17 protein-coding genes are annotated in these 16,354 nt (G+C 30.6%); 9 read left to right on the top strand and 8 right to left on the bottom strand.

The window, feature by feature from the left end; translation table 11 throughout:
- Positions 1-2 precede the first annotated feature (2 nt).
- The 7 genes from rodA to WHD54_RS05170 form a co-directional block, all read right to left on the bottom strand.
- Positions 3-1,283 (bottom strand): rod shape-determining protein RodA, encoded by a 1,281-nt coding sequence (gene rodA / locus WHD54_RS05140; RefSeq protein WP_088324052.1) that lies wholly within the window; start codon positions 1,281-1,283, stop codon positions 3-5.
- Positions 1,264-3,153: a penicillin-binding protein 2 gene (gene mrdA / locus WHD54_RS05145; RefSeq protein ID WP_088324051.1), complete on the bottom strand. Its 1,890-nt coding sequence runs from the start codon at positions 3,151-3,153 to the stop codon at positions 1,264-1,266. The genes rodA and mrdA overlap by 20 nt, the downstream gene beginning before the upstream one ends.
- Positions 3,153-3,656 (bottom strand): hypothetical protein, encoded by a 504-nt coding sequence (locus WHD54_RS05150; protein ID WP_088324050.1) that lies wholly within the window; start codon positions 3,654-3,656, stop codon positions 3,153-3,155. The genes mrdA and WHD54_RS05150 overlap by 1 nt, the downstream gene beginning before the upstream one ends.
- Positions 3,649-4,476, bottom strand: a complete 828-nt coding sequence (gene mreC / locus WHD54_RS05155; protein WP_088324049.1) for a rod shape-determining protein MreC — start codon at positions 4,474-4,476, stop codon at positions 3,649-3,651. Before mreC ends, WHD54_RS05150 begins: the two co-directional genes overlap by 8 nt.
- 21 nt (positions 4,477-4,497) lie before the next feature.
- Complete coding sequence (locus tag WHD54_RS05160; protein WP_088324048.1) at positions 4,498-5,526, bottom strand: rod shape-determining protein; 1,029 nt, start codon at positions 5,524-5,526, stop codon at positions 4,498-4,500.
- 78 nt (positions 5,527-5,604) lie between these two features.
- Entirely contained in the window at positions 5,605-7,134 is a 1,530-nt protein-coding gene (gene purH / locus WHD54_RS05165; RefSeq protein WP_088324047.1) for a bifunctional phosphoribosylaminoimidazolecarboxamide formyltransferase/IMP cyclohydrolase, read from the bottom strand.
- 124 nt (positions 7,135-7,258) lie between these two features.
- A complete protein-coding gene (locus tag WHD54_RS05170; RefSeq protein ID WP_088324046.1) occupies positions 7,259-7,711 on the bottom strand; it encodes a GAF domain-containing protein in 453 nt (150 codons plus the stop codon).
- 52 nt (positions 7,712-7,763) lie between these two features.
- Between WHD54_RS05170 and xrtF the strand changes: the two genes are divergently transcribed.
- From xrtF to WHD54_RS05195, 5 genes are all read left to right on the top strand, one after another.
- Positions 7,764-8,300: an exosortase family protein XrtF gene (gene xrtF, locus WHD54_RS05175; protein WP_088324045.1), complete on the top strand. Its 537-nt coding sequence runs from the start codon at positions 7,764-7,766 to the stop codon at positions 8,298-8,300.
- The gene (locus WHD54_RS05180) at positions 8,297-8,740 is read left to right on the top strand and encodes an exosortase F system-associated membrane protein (protein ID WP_088324044.1); all 444 of its coding nucleotides are present in this window, start codon (positions 8,297-8,299) and stop codon (positions 8,738-8,740) included. The genes xrtF and WHD54_RS05180 overlap by 4 nt, the downstream gene beginning before the upstream one ends.
- A gap of 34 nt (positions 8,741-8,774) precedes the next feature.
- The gene (locus tag WHD54_RS05185; RefSeq protein WP_088324043.1) at positions 8,775-9,179 is read left to right on the top strand and encodes an HYC_CC_PP family protein; all 405 of its coding nucleotides are present in this window, start codon (positions 8,775-8,777) and stop codon (positions 9,177-9,179) included.
- Positions 9,180-9,254: 75 nt separating this feature from the next.
- The gene (locus tag WHD54_RS05190; RefSeq protein WP_088324042.1) at positions 9,255-11,498 is read left to right on the top strand and encodes a TonB-dependent receptor; all 2,244 of its coding nucleotides are present in this window, start codon (positions 9,255-9,257) and stop codon (positions 11,496-11,498) included.
- A gap of 24 nt (positions 11,499-11,522) precedes the next feature.
- Positions 11,523-11,945, top strand: coding sequence for a heavy-metal-associated domain-containing protein (locus WHD54_RS05195; RefSeq protein WP_088324041.1), 423 nt, complete (start codon positions 11,523-11,525; stop codon positions 11,943-11,945).
- A 212-nt stretch (positions 11,946-12,157) separates the two neighbouring features.
- On the opposite strand, the gene ahcY is transcribed toward WHD54_RS05195, so the two are convergent.
- Positions 12,158-13,465, bottom strand: coding sequence for an adenosylhomocysteinase (gene ahcY, locus WHD54_RS05200; RefSeq protein WP_088324040.1), 1,308 nt, complete (start codon positions 13,463-13,465; stop codon positions 12,158-12,160).
- A gap of 63 nt (positions 13,466-13,528) precedes the next feature.
- On the opposite strand from ahcY, the gene WHD54_RS05205 reads away from it, so the two are divergent.
- From WHD54_RS05205 to WHD54_RS05220, 4 genes are all read left to right on the top strand, one after another.
- Entirely contained in the window at positions 13,529-14,155 is a 627-nt protein-coding gene (locus WHD54_RS05205) for a 4'-phosphopantetheinyl transferase family protein (protein ID WP_088324039.1), read from the top strand.
- A 145-nt stretch (positions 14,156-14,300) separates the two neighbouring features.
- Positions 14,301-15,023, top strand: coding sequence for a geranylgeranylglyceryl/heptaprenylglyceryl phosphate synthase (locus WHD54_RS05210; protein ID WP_394364889.1), 723 nt, complete (start codon positions 14,301-14,303; stop codon positions 15,021-15,023).
- Positions 15,024-15,130: 107 nt separating this feature from the next.
- Complete coding sequence (pnuC, locus tag WHD54_RS05215; RefSeq protein ID WP_088324037.1) at positions 15,131-15,760, top strand: nicotinamide riboside transporter PnuC; 630 nt, start codon at positions 15,131-15,133, stop codon at positions 15,758-15,760.
- Positions 15,724-16,344 carry an AAA family ATPase gene (locus WHD54_RS05220; RefSeq protein ID WP_088324036.1) on the top strand — a complete coding sequence of 207 codons (621 nt, stop codon included), beginning with the start codon at positions 15,724-15,726 and terminating at the stop codon, positions 16,342-16,344. The genes pnuC and WHD54_RS05220 overlap by 37 nt, the downstream gene beginning before the upstream one ends.
- Positions 16,345-16,354: the final 10 nt, after the last annotated feature.

Raw genomic sequence — 16,354 nt, forward strand, 5'->3', positions numbered from 1 at the left:
ATTTACCAATCGTAATGTTTGTGTGCATCTAATCGTAAGAAAATAAATAGTAAAATAGTAAAACCCCACAAAGAAGAACCTCCATAACTAAAAAATGGAAGTGGGATTCCTACGGTTGGAAACAAACCAATTACCATCCCTATATTTACCGATACATGAAAAAATAAAATAGATGCCAATCCGTACCCATAAATTCTACCAAACTTATTGGTGTGAGTTTCCGATAAATAAATAATGCGAAACATCATTACAGAAAATAGTATAATTACGAGAGCGCTTCCTATAAAACCCCATTCTTCTCCAACAACACTAAAAATATAATCGGTATGCTGCTCTGGCACAAAATCGCCTTTCGTTAAATCGCCTTTTAAAAAACCTTTACCACTAAAACCACCAGATTTAATTGTTAGTTCAGATTGATGAGAATTATATCCAATTCCTTTATCATCTGTTTTTTTACCCAATAAAATCTCGAAACGATCTCTGTGATGTTGCTTAAAAACATTGTTGTAAGTATATCCAACGCCTAATATAAAAGCAGCAACTATAATGTAAACTCCTATTACTTTATACCAATTAAATCGTAAAAATCTTTTACCATCTCTGTAAGTAATGTATGCTGTAAAAAGGGTAATTAAAACAAAAAGACTACTTAAAACTACCGTTGCACCAAATAAAATGGTTAGTAAAAATAATGTTATAGCCAAGACTCCTAGTGTTATATAATGTAGGGTTAATCCTTCTCTATTTAATACAAAAAAGAAAGCGAGGTATATAAGAGCAGAACCGGCGTCTGGCTGAAAAAGAATTAAAAATGCAGGAATAAATATAATAATAAAGGCTTTTATTTGATTTTTTATCAACTTAAAATTATAGTGTCTATCACTTAACAACTTGGCTACTGCCAAAGCAGTAAAAGCCTTAACAAACTCGGAAGGCTGTAAGCCTAAAAAACCAAAATTAAACCAAGATTTAGCTCCATTAATTTCTTTTCCGAAAGGAAATAATAGTAGTAATGAGACTAATGAAATAAGATATAATATACTAGCAAAACGTTCATAGAATTTTGCATTAAAAAACAACACAACAATTATTAACGGAACAGAAAGCAAGATAAAAATAAGCTGTTTTCCGTATTTTGTAGAAAATGATAATAACTCTTGCGTATCGTCTGTTTTGGAAGCCGCATAAATATTTAACCAACCGAAAACTACCAAAATAGCGTACAAGAAGATTAGTAACCAATCTAAGTTTTCAAATATATTATTTCGTTCCTGACGCAACTTTTGGAATTTTTGGTATTAATTTATCATATTCTGATTGCAAACTTAAATTTAGCATTGCCTTTTCTCTATATTTTGTTTCTTTAGAAATGTGACCATTTAAATATTTTTCAATCAGCAAACTTGTAATTGGCGCTGCAATTGTAGAGCCGTAACCTCCATTTTCTACAAAAATTGCAATGGCTATTTTTGGGTTCTCTTTTGGCGCAAATGCAACCAAAATAGAGTGATCTTCTAGCTTTACTCTTTTACCATTTACAATTGCATAATTTTCTGATGTACCTGTTTTTCCACAAATATCTATACCTTTTACTTGACTGTATTTTCCTGTTCCAGTTTTAAAAACTTCGTGCATGGCTTCAATTACTGGAGTAAAATGTTTTGTGTCGATAGTGGTTTGCTTCTTTACAGTATAATTTACGTTTTTAATAGGACTTTTATCTACTTCTTTTAATATATGAGGTGTATAAAAAAAGCCTTTATTTGCAATAGCTGCAGTAAAATTAGCCAACTGAATTGGAGTGGTTAAAATTTCTCCCTGACCAATAGCGTTAGAAATATTTGTAGAAGCGTTCCAAGAATACGTATAGGCATTTTCGTAGTATGCACCAGTTGGTATTAAACCAGGACTTCCTTGTGGTAAATCATATCCTAAATAATTACCTAAACCGAAGCTTTTTACATGTGTACTCCAATTGTCTAAACCTTTAGAAGGGTTGTTATTTTTCTCGACAATTAACTTATAAGTATTTGAAAAATAACTGTTACAAGATTTAGCTATCGCTGTTTTTAAATGGATAGGTTTGCCATAAATGTTGCAATGGCAACCCATAAATTCGTTGGGTCTGTTTCCGTAACGATATCCACCATTACAATAAAAATAACTTTTTTCTGAAATAACACCTTCTTGTAACCCAATAAGTGCGTTCATCATTTTAAATGGAGAACCTGGCGGATAGGTGGCTTTTAACCCTCTGTCGTAAGTAGGTTTATCTGGATTATTCGGATTCATTAAAATTAATGAATTTTTAGATCTTTTTCTACCTACTAACATATTAGGGTCGTAGGAAGGAGCGGTAACTAGCGCTAAAATTTCTCCTGTAGACGGTTCTAAAGCCACAATACCACCTCTTTTTCCGGTCATTAGTTTTTGCGCATATTGCTGCAACTCAATATCTAAAGTTAACATTAAATCTTTACCATTTTCTGCTAAACTATCATTTGCTCCATTGTTATAAGAACCTGTAACTTTATTTAAACTATTTTTAGTTAAATATTTTACTCCTTTTCGACCTCTTAAGTACTCTTCGTACTGTTTTTCGATACCATCTTTCCCTATTAATTCTCCTGCTTGATAATAGTCACTCTCTCTTGCAAGAGATTCATTAACTTCACCAATGTATCCTAAAACATTGGCTGCAGCATTTATAGGATATTCTCTAATAACTCTCTTCTGAATAAAAAAACCTTGATATTTGTGTAACTTTTCTTGTAAAAAAGCAAAATCTTCTTTTGCCAACTGTTTTAAAAATACAGAAGGTAAATACGTTGCATATCTGGCGGCTCTGTTATAACGCTTTATAAAATCTTTTTTATCGATTTTTAATAGTTTACAAAATTCTAAGGTATCTAAGGGTTTTACTTTTTCAGGTTCAATCATTACGTCGTAAGATAGTTGGTTTGCCACAAGTAAAACGCCATTTCTATCATAAATATAGCCGCGCTCTGGGTAGTCAAACTCTACCTTAACAGCACCGTTGTTTGTTGGATTGTAGTTGTCTTCTTTTAAAACTTGAAGGTAAAACAAGCGCCCAATAAACAATGATCCAACAACAGTAATAAGAAAATACAGTAAAAAATTTCTTTGCATTATTGCTTTTTAGAAAATATATATGATCCTAAGAAATATAAAAGTAACGTAAAAGTACTTGAAAAAAGTGTATTCAAGAGTACTTTCCCTAAATTTTGAAAACTAAAGTTAATAAAAGAAAACAACATAAGATGATGCAAAAGTGTTAAAGTTACTGTGTAGTTAAAAATTTTACCAAATGGTTCTGAAGTAAGATTAAAAAAAGAATAATCTGCTTCATATTTTTTAAAAAACACTTTAACAAAAAACAACCTAAAATATGCTATAGTTAGGGTTGCAGAGGCATGTATTGCTCCTGAATCTGAGAAAAAATCTATTAATAAGCCAAGTATAAAACTTGATAATAAAAATAAAAAACGATCTTTTTTTAAAGGGTATAAAAAAACAAAAATGATGTACAAATAAGGATTTACATATCCTAAAAATAGCACATTATTAAGAACTAATACTTGTAAAAGCACTAAAAAAATAAACAATCCCAAAAAGTAAAGTGTCTTATTCATTTTCGGTATTTTCTAATGATTTAAGTTCTTGTTTGTGTAAATTTTTAATAACATAAACAGGTCCAATGTTACTCATATCATTAAATAATGCTATGTCTAAGGTATTTCCAACTGTGTTTTCTTTTCGTAAACGGATTACTTTCCCTATTAAAATTCCTTCTGGAAAAATAGTAGATTTTCCATCTGTTACAATTGTATCTCCAATTTTTACTGGTGCTTGTCTAGGAATATCTGTTAACTGAACTGTTTTATAACTATCTCCATTCCATATTAATGTACCAAAATATCTAGTATTTTTTAATCGTGCATTTATTTTACTATTTCTGTTTAAAACAGACTGAACTCTCGAGTACAAAGCTGTTGTATTGTCTGTAATTCCTACTATTCCTCGACCATTTATTACGGCCATTTCTTTTCTAATACCCTGGTTTTCCCCTTTATTGATTGTCAAAAAATTAAAAGGTTTTGTATAGTTATTATTTATAACTTTTGCATTGGTGTAGGTAAATTTTTGAAGATAATTAGTAGTATCTATCTGAACAGAATCTGTAGTAATATTGTTATATGTATTATTAGAAAGTAAATTTCTTAATCGGGTATTTTCTTCTACAAGTTGTTCGTTGTAAGTTTTTAGTTTAAAATAGGTTGATAAATTAGCCATTTTATCATAAAAACCTCCGGTAATCGTATTTGCAGAATTTACAAATTTACTTTTATGAAAGTTAAGATTATTAAATGTAATTACAAGCGCTATAAACTGCAACATCAGAAAGAAAAGTAAATATTTATTCTTTTGAAAAAAGTAAATAAGTTGTTGCATTATTTAAAAGCGTATCAAAAATTATTTCATTAATACATTCTTGTATTTATCTAACTCTTTTAAAGCAATTCCTGTTCCTCTCACTACTGCTCTTAAAGGGTCTTCTGCCACGTATACGGGCAAATCTGTTTTTCGAGACAATCTTTTGTCTAAGCCTCGTAACATAGAACCTCCACCGGCTAAATAAATACCAGTATTGTAAATGTCTGCGGCTAATTCTGGTGGTGTTTTAGATAACGTTTCCATTACAGCATCTTCAATTCTAAGAATAGATTTATCTAATGCTTTTGCTATTTCTCTGTATGAAACTTGCACTTGTTTAGGTTTTCCGCTTAGTAAATCTCTACCTTGTACCAACATATCATCTGGTGGTGTTTCTAAATCTTCGGTAGCAGCACCAATTTGAATTTTAATTTTTTCGGCTGTAGTTTCTCCAACGTGTAAATTATGCTGAGTTCTCATATAATACATAATATCATTGGTAAATAAATCTCCAGCAACTTTTACAGACTGGTCGCAAACAATACCTGCAAGTGCAATTACGGCAATTTCTGTTGTTCCACCACCAATATCTATAATCATGTTTCCTTTTGGTTCCATAATATCGATACCAACACCAATTGCAGCAGCCATTGGCTCATAAATTAAATAAATTTCTTTGGCATTCATGTGTTTTGCAGAATCTCTAACGGCTCGTTTTTCAACTTCTGTAATACCAGAAGGTATACAAATAACCATTCTTAATGCAGGTGGAAACAACTTTTTCTTGATAGAGGGAATCTGTTTTACAAACTCCTTAATCATTTCTTCGGATGCCTGAAAGTCTGCAATTACACCGTCTTTTAACGGTCGAATTGTTTTGATATTTTCATGGGTTTTTCCTTGCATTAAATTGGCTTCTTTACCAATAGCAATAATTTTACCCGAAATTCTATCTCTTGCAACAATAGAGGGACTGTCGATAACCACTTTTCCGTTGTGGATTATTAACGTATTTGCGGTTCCTAAATCAATCGCAATATCTTCGGTCATAAAATCAAAAAAACCCATAAAAAATCTTTTTATTATTAAATTCTTGTGCTTCTTACAAACTTACTAAATTTATAAGTGCAAATAACTATTATATTATTAATGTTTAAAATGCCTAGTTCCAGTCATAACCATTGCTAAATTATTTGCATTACAATAATCGATACTTAACTGATCTTTTATTGAACCTCCTGGTTGAATAACACTTTTTATACCTGCTTTACCCGCAATTTCTACACAGTCTGGAAATGGAAAAAAAGCATCACTCGCCATCACGCTTCCATGCAAATCAAAATTAAAAGACTTAGCTTTTTCAATTGCCTGATTTAAAGCATCTACTCTACTAGTTTGACCGGTTCCGCCAGCAAGAAGTTGCTTGTTTTTTACTAAAATAATTGTATTCGATTTGGTGTTTTTACACAACTTCGAAGCAAACAACAAGTCGTCTATCTCTGCTTGTGTAGGTTTAATGTTGGTTACATATTTTAAATCTTTTACAGTATCTGTAATATAGTCTTTATCTTGAACTAAGTTACCATTTAAACAGGTTCTAATAGTATTGGTTGGCAATGCAACTTCTTTTTTAACTAAAATAATTCTGTTTTTCTTTCCTTTTAAAATAGCTAAAGCTTCCTCAGAATAACTAGGAGCAATTACTACTTCGCAAAATAATGTATGAATTTCTGTAGCAGTAGCTTCATCTATTTTAGTATTTGCTATTAAAACACCACCAAATGCCGAAACTGGGTCTCCGGCTAAAGCATCTAAATATGCTTGCTTTAAAGTTTCCCTTTGCGCAAAACCACAAGCATTGTTATGCTTTAAAATTGCAAAAGTTGGGGCTTCTCCTTTAAATTCTTCCATTAAATTCACAGCAGCATCTACATCCAATAAATTGTTATAGCTTAATTCTTTACCATGTAATTTATCGAAAATAGCTTCTAAATCTCCATAAAAATAGCCTTTTTGATGTGGGTTTTCTCCATAACGCAAAACAGTAGCATTGGTTTCACTTATTTTTAAAGCTGGCTCTTGATCTGCATTAAAATAATTAAAAATTGCAGTATCGTAATGAGAAGATATATTAAAAGATTTTGCCGCAAAACTTTTACGTTGTGCAATGGTAGTTTCTCCATTATTTGTAGATAAAATATCTAAAAACTCATCGTATTGATCCATAGAGGAAACTATAAATGTGTCTTTAAAATTTTTTGCTGCTGCTCTTATTAGAGAAATACCACCAATATCAATTTTCTCGACAATGTCTTGCTCTGATGCACCAGAAGCTACCGTTTTTTCAAAAGGATATAAGTCTACAATAACCAAATCTATTTGTGGTATTTGAAACTCAGACATTTCGGCAACATCACTTTCATTGTCTTGTCTGTTTAAAATTCCACCGAAAATTTTGGGGTGTAATGTTTTTACTCTTCCTCCTAAAATAGAAGGATAAGATGTAACCTCATCTACAGGCACCACAGGAACACCAAGTTCTTTAATAAATTTTTCTGTTCCTCCTGTAGAATAGATAGTAACCTCTAACTCATGTAATTTTTTTACTATGGGACCTAAACCATCTTTGTGAAATACCGAAATTAATGCGGATTTAATTGTTTTTGAAGTGCTCATTTAGTTGTGTGTTGTTAAGCACACAAAATTAGTTAAATGAATTTTCTAAGACAATAAAAGATAGTAACAAAAAACAGAAGTAATTAACAAGCTATATTTAAAACAGTATGCTACCGTAAAAATATTATAAAATAGTAGCTACTTTTTTGCAAACATGCTCTAACAACAGCGTATCATTTTCTGTAAAAATATTTGCCGTGTGAGAATCGATGTCTATTTGTCCGATATTTTCTCCCTTCACAAAAATAGGAATTACAATTTCCGATTTTACCTTCCAACCACAAGAAATGTAATTATCTTGCTCAGAAACGTCTTGTACAACAAAATTCTGATTAGAAACTGCGACCTGACCACAAATACCTTTCCCGAAAGGAATAATAGTATGCTCCGTTTCTTCTCCAGTAAACTGTGCTAATTTCAATTCTTCTTTATCTCCGTTTTTAAAGTAAAACCCAACCCAATCGTAATAAGGAATTTCATTTTCTAAGAGGTCGCATATTGCTTGTAAAGTGAATTCTTTACTATTATTTTTATCTACCAAGGAGTCTATTTTACTTTTTAATAATTCTAATTCCATTTTTGTATCTTCGTTGGGTATTTAAAGTTGCAAAATTAAAGCAAATTCTACTGTGAAAAAAAATAAAAAAGTACTCATTTTCTTGGCAAAATTTTTTGTTAGTTATTTTGTCTTATTTTCTCTTTATTCCTGGTACTTACAGAATTCACAAAAAACCACACCTGCTTTTAAAACAGCTACTATTACTACAGAAGTTGCCAACCAAACGGTAAAAATTTTAGATTTTTTTGGTGTTACAGCAAAAGCAGAACAACACAACAAAGAATTGTCTGTAAAGTTACTAATCGACGGAAATTATACTGCCAGAGTTATAGAGGGGTGCAATGCAATTAGTTTAATTATTTTGTTTATTGCTTTTATTATTGCCTTTTCTGGCCCATTAAAAAAAACACTCTTGTACATCTTATTTGGCTCGTTGATAATTTATTTTATAAATTTACTTAGAATTGCTTTTTTATCGGTGATGATTTACAGATATCCCGAGCACCAAGAATTTTTACATAATTTAGTTTTTCCAGCCATTATTTACGGCACTATATTTTTGCTTTGGGTGCTATGGGTAAACAAGTTTTCGACTCTTAAAAAATGAAAAAAAACATAAGGATATTACTTATTATTGTTGCTTTTTGCCTCCTTTTTTTAATTAGAGCTTTTGCCAATAAGCTATTTTACGATCCTTTAATTACCTATTTTAAAAACGATTATTTGTATGCCAAGTTACCAACAATAGATTTTTGGCAACTTTTAAGAAATCTATTTTATAGATTTGTTTTAAACAGTTTTGTAACCCTACTTATTATTGGCTTACTTTTTCGAAAAAAAGAGCTTATAAAATTTACAGCATTATTTTTAGCAATAGCATTTGTAATACTTATAGTAGTTTTTGCCATTTTACTTAACAATAAATTTGAAAATGGTTATTTGTTACCTTTTTACATTAGAAGGTTTATTATACATCCTTTGTTTTTATTGATATTAATTCCTGCTTTTTATTTCCAACATAAAAATAACATAGAATTTAACAATTAATTTAAGAGAACAAATTGTAAATTTGCAATTGATAATGAAAAATGTAATTACCAAAATAACGTCTTTATTTTTAGCCCTATTAGTGCTAATTTCTACCTTTTCTTTTACGGTAGAAAGTCATTATTGTGGAGATTATTTAATTGATATTTCTTTTACTGGAGATGCAGAAGTTTGCAAAAATGATGTAAAAACTACGAGCTCTAAACAAATGAAAGATTGTTGTTCGGACGAAGTTTTAAAAATTGAAGGTCAGAAAGAATTACAAAAATTAAGTTTTTACGAATTAGATTTCTCGAAACAACAATTTGTTGTTGCTTTTACAATTAGTTACACATCTTTATTTGTTCCTAAAAGTGAAGGCGAAAAATTATATCAACATTTTTATCCACCCGATAATCAATCTGATTTTCAGGTATTATACCAATCTTTTTTAATTTGATTTTTTTAAGATAACTACAAGACTGTTTTTTACAAACAAGCAATCATCGTATTATTTTAAAATAAATCACAATTCATGAAAAAATATTTTTTTAGTAGTTTTTTACTACTATTTCCGCTTTTTGTTCTTGGTCAAACAAACCTAAAAGGTATGATTATGGACAAAGAAAATCCTAAAAATAATTTAGGGGTATCAGGTGCAACCGTAAATTGGTTGAACACAAATATTGGTGCTATAACCAATGAAAAGGGATGGTTTACAATTCCTTACAAAAAAGAGTATACTCAATTAGTAGTAAGTTATATTGGTTATAAAACAGATACTTTAACAATAACAAGTTTAAAACCAATTCATCATTTTATTACACCCGAAAAAGGTTTAGAAGAAATTACTATTACAAGTAAAAGAGATGCTGTACAAAAATCGTTATTTGCAACAGCAAATACTTTTACAGTAAATAATGACGAATTATTAAAGGCGGCTTGTTGTAACTTGGCAGAAAGTTTTGAAACAAACCCGTCTATAGACGTAAGTTTTTCAGACGCTTTAACAGGCACTAGACAAATACAAATGCTGGGCTTAAAGAGTCCGTACTTATTAATTACGCAAGAAAATGTTCCTTCTATAAGAGGTGCTGCTCAAGCTTTCGGGTTAACTTTTACGCCTGGTACTTGGGTAGAAAGTATACAAATTACCAAAGGTGCTGGTTCGGTAGTGAATGGTTTTGAAAGTATTTCTGGACAAATAAATGCAGAATTAGTAAAACCATTTTCCGACAATAAGTTCTTTTTTAATGCCTATAGTTCTTTAAATGGAAGGTTAGAGTTAAATACTCATTTTAATGAAAAAGTATCTGATAAATGGCAAACTGGTTTGTATATTCATGGAAACTATAGAGGTGAAAAATTTGATAATAATAACGATAACTTTTTAGACGCTCCGTTGGCAAATCAAATAAATGTTATGAACCGTTGGCAATATACCGATGCACAAAACGGGTGGATTGGTTTTTTAAATGCTCGCTTTTTAAATGACACCAAACAAACAGGAGAACTAAACTACAACCCAAAATTACACCAAGGAACTACGGCTTTTTGGGGAAGTGAAATAGACACCAAACGTTTTGAAACTTCTGGTAAACTAGGGTATGTTTTTCCAGAATTGCCATATCAAAGTTTCGGCCTTCAGATAGCCTATAGTAACCATCAACAAGATTCTTATTTCGGACTCAGAAACTATGCTATTACTCATAATAGTTTTTATTCTAATTTACTTTTTAATTCAATTATTGGCGATACTAGAAGCAAATTTAAAACCGGAATTAATTACAGTCACGATGCTTATAATGAACAAATAAACACTACAAATTATCAAAGAATAGAAAATTCTTTAGGTGCATTTTTTGAATATAGTTTCGATAATTTAGAAAACTTTAGTTTAACAGCTGGCATGCGATTAGATACGCATAATTTATTAGGTACTTTTTTAACTCCGAGATTACATGTAAGATATGCTCCGTGGGTAAAAAGTGCCTTTAGAGCATCAATTGGTCGTGGCAGGAGAAGTGCCAATATTTTTGCAGAAAATCAACAGTTATTTGCTAGTTCTAGACAAATTAATATTGATGATGTAGGAGGTAATATTTATGGTTTAAACCCAGAAATTGCATGGAATTATGGTGTTTCTTACTTACAAAAGTTTATGTTATTTAATAGAAAAGCAGATATTACTTTTGATTATTATAGAACCGATTTTACTAACCAAGTAGTAGTAGATTGGGAAAATCCTCAAGAAATTTCTTTCTATAATTTAAACGGTAAAAGTATAGCAGACAGTTTTCAGGTTGAAATAAATTATAATTTTGCCACGCATTTTAACCTAAGAACAGCTTACAAGTATTTTGATGTAAATACAGATTATAAAGTAGGTAATTTGCAAAAACCTATTCAGCCAAGAAATAGATTTTTTGCAAATGTTTCTTACGAAACGCTTGCTAAAGAAAATGGAAATCAATGGAAATTCGACCTCACTTTTAACAATATTGGCAAGCAGCGTTTGCCAAACACTAGCACAAATTCGGTTCAATACCAATTGCCAAAATATGCAAATCCTTTTCAACTTTTAAATAGTCAAATAACAAAAGTTTTCTCTAAAAAATTTGAGGTATATTTAGGTGGAGAAAATATTACAAATGTTCAGCAAGCAAATCCTATTTTAGCAAATGACAATCCGTTTGGTGCAAATTTTGATACTACAATAGTATATTCTCCTATTTTTGGACGCGCTTTTTATGCAGGATTACGATATAAAATAAAATAACTAATAATTTAAAAAACAATAAAAATGAAAAAAATAGTATTGGTAATGAGTATCCTTTTTTTAGGATTTTCTTTTCAAGCTCAAGAAGTTAAAAAAGATAAGAAGGAGCAAAAAGTTAAAAAGAATAAAAATGCCAAAGTTTCTTTTGAAGTAAATGGCATTTGCGGAATGTGTAAAAAACGTATAGAAACGGCAGCTCTTAAGACTAAAGGAGTAAAATTTGCTATTTGGGATGTAAAAACACACCAAATGAATCTTATAATGGATGAACGTAAAACAACATTAAACACTATAAAACAAAACATTGCAAATGTTGGACACGATATTGAGGGTTTTATTGCCAGTGATGAAGCCTACAATTCTGTACACGCTTGTTGTAAATATAGAGATAGTAAAATTGTGTTAGACCATGAAAGTGGTGCTATGAAAAAACAAAAAAACGAATAATATAATTGTTTTTTACAAGTTGGCTACTAATTCTAAACCTGCGTTAAGGATAGAAACGACATCCTTTTTTATTTTTTTTAAAAAAGATATAGTGTATAGCCTGTAAAAACACCCAAATTTAAATTAGGCGTATCATAAAAAAAATCCTTACAATTAAAATTGTAAGGATTTTTTGTGAGGTAGCATTTTAAAACACCCACAAATACACTATTTTAGTATCTGTAATACTCTGGTTTAAAAGGCCCTTGTTGTGCAACACCAATATATTCGGCTTGGTCTTGGCGTAATTCTGTTAGTTCTACACCGATTTTTTCTAGGTGTAATTTTGCTACTTTTTCATCTAAATGCTTTGGCAACATATACACTTCATTTTTATAAGCATCTTTGTTTGTCCAAAGTTCTATTTGTGCCAATGTTTGATTTGTAAATGAGTTAGACATTACAAAACTAGGGTGCCCTGTAGCACAACCTAAGTTTACCAAACGACCTTCTGCTAGTAAAATAATATCTTTTCCGTTAATATTGTATTTGTCTACTTGAGGCTTAATTTCTACTTTCTCGCTATTTTTATTAAGGTAAGGAACATCAATTTCATTGTCGAAATGACCTATGTTACAAACAATAACTTTGTCTTTCATTGCTTCGAAATGTTCTCCTCTAACAATATCTTTATTACCAGTAGTTGTAATTACAATATCGGCATTTGCTACTACTGTTTCTAAACGCTTTACCTCAAAACCGTCCATGGCAGCTTGCAAAGCACAAATTGGGTCTACCTCTGTTACTGTTACAATAGAACCGGCTCCTTTAAAAGAAGCTGCGGTACCTTTACCAACGTCTCCGTAACCACAAACAACCACTCTTTTACCTGCCAACATAATGTCGGTAGCTCTACGAACTGCATCTACTGCAGATTCTTTACAACCGTATTTATTGTCGAATTTCGATTTTGTTACCGAATCATTTACATTAATTGCTGGCATTGGTAAGGTACCATTTTTCATTCTTTCATACAATCTATGAACTCCTGTGGTTGTCTCTTCTGAAAGTCCGTTTATTCCAGCAGCTAATTCTGGGTAACGATCTAATACCATGTTCGTTAAATCTCCTCCATCATCTAAAATCATATTTAATGGCTTTTTATCTTCGCCAAAAAATAATGTTTGTTCTATACACCAATCAAATTCCTCTTCATTCATACCTTTCCAAGCGTATACAGGTATTCCTGCAGCAGCAATTGCAGCAGCAGCTTGATCTTGCGTAGAAAATATATTACAAGAGCTCCAAGTAACTTCGGCTCCTAAAGCCTTTAATGTTTCAATTAGAACAGCCGTTTGAATAGTCATGTGTAAACAACCTGCAATTCTTGCCCCTTTTAATGGCTGACTGTCTTTATACTCCTCTCTTAACGCCATTAAACCAGGCATTTCAGATTCTGCTAATTCTATTTCTTTTCTACCCCAATCTGCTAAAGAAATATCTTTAACTTTAAATGGAACGTATGCTGTGTTTGTGCTCATATTTTGTATATTTATATTCTATTTTTTTGCCTTTGCAAAGGTACAACATACATTTTAAAATACATGCCTCTTTATAAAACATTAACGGTAAACACAACGACTAAAGTACTGATTTGGAAGATTGAAGAATCGATAGAAATATTACAAAAAAATATACTTCTTTCTTACAATAGTAAAATGCGTTTAGAATCTATGAAGTCGGTTTTACATCAAAAAGGCTTCTTAAGTATACGACATTTACTAAAAGAAATTGGGTATACAGATGCAGATTTAATATACGATGAGTTTGGTAAACCTTACCTAAAAGACAACAAACAAATTTCTATTACACATTCTTTTAATTTTACCGCTATTATTATTTCTGATGATTTGGCTGTAGGAATAGATATTGAGAAACAACGAGATAAAATTTTAAAAATAGCTCATAAATTTACTCCAATACAAGAGTATAACACCATTGCAAATGATGCCGCATTAATAAGTAAACTTACTATTGTTTGGGGTGCAAAAGAAAGTTTGTATAAAATTTATGGAAAGAAAAAACTACTATTTTTACACCATATTTTTATTAATGATTTTAAGTTTTCTGATAAAAAAACTACTGGTGAAATTCGATATGATGGAAAAGTAAATAGATATACTATTAAATTTTTAGAGTTTGAAGGATTTACATGTGTATTTGCCTTTTAAAAAATATTGATTTTTTTTAGCGAAATTTTGTATAAATACATATATAAAATGTGCCTTTTAATGATGCATTTTCTAAAAAAGGACTAATTATTGACAATTAAATAAACTACTTGCTAGAAAACGAAAAAAGATTACTTTCGCAATTGTGAATATTTACAATAACATTTTAACAGCAAAAAAAGCAGGCAACAAACTGTTGGCCGTTTTAATAGATCCAGAAAAATTTGATCTCAAAAATAGTGCTCTTTTTTTCGAAAAAGTACATCTATCTATTGCTACACATATTTTTGTTGGTGGTAGCACAGATGCAAATAATCTAACAGAAAGTGTTGTAAACGCCATAAAAAGAGTAACTAAATTACCTATTATATTATTCCCAGGAGATGTTTCTCAGATTACAAATGGTGCAGATGGTATTTTGTTTTTAAGTTTATTATCTGGTAAAAACCCAGAGTATCTTATCAATCAGCAAATAAAAAGTGTTCCTTTATTAAAAAATAGCGGATTAGAAATTTTACCGACTGGTTACATTTTAGTTGATGGGCAAAAAGAAACAGCTACTCAAAAAGTAAGTAATACGAAACCTATTCCTCAAGAAAACACAAATTTAATTTTAGATACTGCTTTAGCAGGAGAATTTTTAGGTAAAAAGCTCATTTACCTAGAGGCTGGATCAGGTGCCAAAATACCTGTAAGCACAAAAATTATTAACCTTATTAAAAGCAATATTTCAGTTCCTTTGATTGTTGGAGGCGGAATTCGTTCAAAAAAAACAATAGAAAAAGTTTTTAATGCAGGTGCAGATATTGTCGTTATTGGTACTGCTTTCGAAAAAAATGATGATTTTTTTAACGATTTAAAAAAGTAAGACTCTTCATTTAGCTATTCCTAGATTCTAGATGACCTATAAAATTGGTAAATACACATCACTATCTAAGCAACAATTTAACTATTTTTACAACTTCAAATAAAGAAATGTCAGAAATTTTTAATTTTCTTTTCGAGCAATATAAAACCTATGAAACAATAGATATTACGCTAGAAATTACAGCTGTATTTTTTGGGTTTTTGTCTGTTTGGTACTCCAAGCAAAATAAAATTTGGGTATTTCCTACAGGAATGATAAGCACTGCCATATTTGTATATCTCCTTTTAAAATGGGAACTTTTGGGAGATATGATGATTAATGCCTATTATTTTATTATGAGTGTTTATGGCTGGTACTTGTGGTCTAGAACCAAAAATAATGAACCCATTGTAAAAATTTCTAAAATGACGTTTTTTGAAGTAAAAATGTCAATTGGCATTTTCTTATCAACCTTAATTGTTGTTTTTGTCATTTATAAAATATTTAATAAATGGACTTCTTGGATTGCTTATGCAGATACTTTTACTACCGCTGTTTTCTTTGTAGGAATGTGGCTAATGGCTAAAAGAAAAATAGAAAATTGGCTATTTTGGATTCTCGGTAATATCATTTCTGTACCTTTATACCTTTACAAAGGCTTTGCTTTTACAAGCTTTCAATACATAGGATTTACATTTATTGCCATTTTTGGCTATTTCGCATGGAAAAAGAACTTCAACAAAACTCAATTAACCTAGTAAAAGTAGTATTATTTGGGCCAGAGTCTACTGGTAAAACAACCCTATCTAGACAATTAGCTAGGCACTATAATACTGTTTGGGCACCAGAATTTGCTCGTGAATATTTACAAGATAAATGGAACAACGAACGTAAAACTTGCCAAAAAAAAGATTTACTACCCATTGCAATAGGACAAATGAAACTAGAAAATGAATTGTCTAAAAAAGCTGATAAACTTTTAATTTGCGACACCGATTTATTAGAAACCAAAGTCTATTCGGAAGAGTTTTACGGGGGTTTTGTAGATGAAAAACTAAACGAAGCTGCAAAAGTGAACACTTACGATTTATACTTATTAACCTACATAGATACCCCGTGGGAAGAGGACGACTTAAGAGACAGGCCCGAACAGCGTTTAGAAATGTTTATGGCTTTTGAGAAGGCACTAAAAAAATATCATAAAAATTATATTCTTTTAAAAGGAGATAAAGAAACTCGGCTTAAAATAGCCACTAATGCCATTGATAAAATTTTACAAGAAAAAGAAAATTTACATTCTTTTTCTGCTTCTCTTAAAAGTAAAAAAAATTACATGAAATAACCTTTCATAA

This window comes from Polaribacter tangerinus (assembly GCF_038024095.1).
Taxonomy (GTDB): domain Bacteria; phylum Bacteroidota; class Bacteroidia; order Flavobacteriales; family Flavobacteriaceae; genus Polaribacter; species Polaribacter tangerinus.

Bases quoted from the DNA above. Each gene is read 5' to 3' on its own strand.
- mrdA (WP_088324051.1), bottom strand. From the start codon at position 3,153: ATGCAAAGAAATTTTTTACTGTATTTTCTTATTACTGTTGTTGGATCA.
- WHD54_RS05150 (WP_088324050.1), bottom strand. From the start codon at position 3,656: ATGAATAAGACACTTTACTTTTTGGGATTGTTTATTTTTTTAGTGCTT.
- mreC (WP_088324049.1), bottom strand. From the start codon at position 4,476: ATGCAACAACTTATTTACTTTTTTCAAAAGAATAAATATTTACTTTTC.
- WHD54_RS05160 (WP_088324048.1), bottom strand. From the start codon at position 5,526: ATGGGTTTTTTTGATTTTATGACCGAAGATATTGCGATTGATTTAGGA.
- purH (WP_088324047.1), bottom strand. From the start codon at position 7,134: ATGAGCACTTCAAAAACAATTAAATCCGCATTAATTTCGGTATTTCAC.
- WHD54_RS05170 (WP_088324046.1), bottom strand. From the start codon at position 7,711: ATGGAATTAGAATTATTAAAAAGTAAAATAGACTCCTTGGTAGATAAA.
- WHD54_RS05180 (WP_088324044.1), top strand. From the start codon at position 8,297: ATGAAAAAAAACATAAGGATATTACTTATTATTGTTGCTTTTTGCCTC.
- WHD54_RS05185 (WP_088324043.1), top strand. From the start codon at position 8,775: ATGAAAAATGTAATTACCAAAATAACGTCTTTATTTTTAGCCCTATTA.
- WHD54_RS05190 (WP_088324042.1), top strand. From the start codon at position 9,255: ATGAAAAAATATTTTTTTAGTAGTTTTTTACTACTATTTCCGCTTTTT.
- WHD54_RS05195 (WP_088324041.1), top strand. From the start codon at position 11,523: ATGAAAAAAATAGTATTGGTAATGAGTATCCTTTTTTTAGGATTTTCT.
- ahcY (WP_088324040.1), bottom strand. From the start codon at position 13,465: ATGAGCACAAACACAGCATACGTTCCATTTAAAGTTAAAGATATTTCT.
- WHD54_RS05205 (WP_088324039.1), top strand. From the start codon at position 13,529: ATGCCTCTTTATAAAACATTAACGGTAAACACAACGACTAAAGTACTG.
- pnuC (WP_088324037.1), top strand. From the start codon at position 15,131: ATGTCAGAAATTTTTAATTTTCTTTTCGAGCAATATAAAACCTATGAA.
- WHD54_RS05220 (WP_088324036.1), top strand. From the start codon at position 15,724: ATGGAAAAAGAACTTCAACAAAACTCAATTAACCTAGTAAAAGTAGTA.